This is a genomic window from Bartonella sp. AA97HXZ, assembly GCF_042196985.1.
Classification (GTDB): domain Bacteria; phylum Pseudomonadota; class Alphaproteobacteria; order Rhizobiales; family Rhizobiaceae; genus Bartonella.
In genome coordinates this window covers 1-772 of sequence record NZ_JBHIRC010000090.1, presented here as the reverse complement: position 1 = coordinate 772, position 772 = coordinate 1, and the positions used below count along the sequence as shown (strand labels likewise).

At 39.1% G+C, this 772-nt stretch carries 1 pseudogene; it reads right to left on the bottom strand.

The features are described 5' to 3' along the window. Nucleotides 1–772 (bottom strand): annotated as a pseudogene (locus ACFINE_RS09860) (hypothetical protein); the annotation flags it as partial.

Sequence of the window (772 nt, the reverse complement as noted above, 5' to 3'; positions counted from 1 at the left end):
CCTTCTACTTCTTTACCAATAGTGATAACCTTCGTATTATCATCCTGCTTGGCAAGGCTATCACTGACTACATTGGTCACATCATTGTGAACATTCGTAATAGAACTTGCAACACCTGCAAGTGCTTCCGCTACACTATTGTAAACCTTTTCATCACCAGTGCTACCATCATCATTGACAGTTTTAAGTTTGAATGTGGGTGCAACCCATTCTCCCTTTTCATTATAACCAGCTCCTCCACCAAAATACTCAGCAAATGTCTGATTCATTGAATAAAGTTGGTTGCCAGTGATCGCTTCTGTTGAACCTTTAGAAATTTCTCCATCTAATAGAAACTTCAATTTGCTATTGTTTCCTTCCGTTCCATGCTTAGCTACAAATGCATTGGCTTCATTATTCCAATTCAAAGAATCCTGTGCAACTCCTTCTGAAACTTCCTTAATCCTCTGATTGACATTCTTGATATTTGTATCAAGTCCTTCAAAAGCTGAACCAACATTGGTAAAAGGTTTGGCTGTTATCTTACCATCTTTATCAATCTCCGATAAACTATAGGTCGGCCCTGTAAACGCACCATTATTAAAAGCTGCATTACCTCCTAAATAAGTAACAACCTTATCATTCGTTTCAAAAAGCTGACCACCCGTTACAGCATCCGTTGATTTAGCGCTAATCTCACCATTTGCAAGGAACGTAATTCTACTGTTTTCTTGTGTCCTTACAGCTCTGCCTTGTTCTTCTTGCTTCTTCTCATGACGCGCTACAAAGGCAT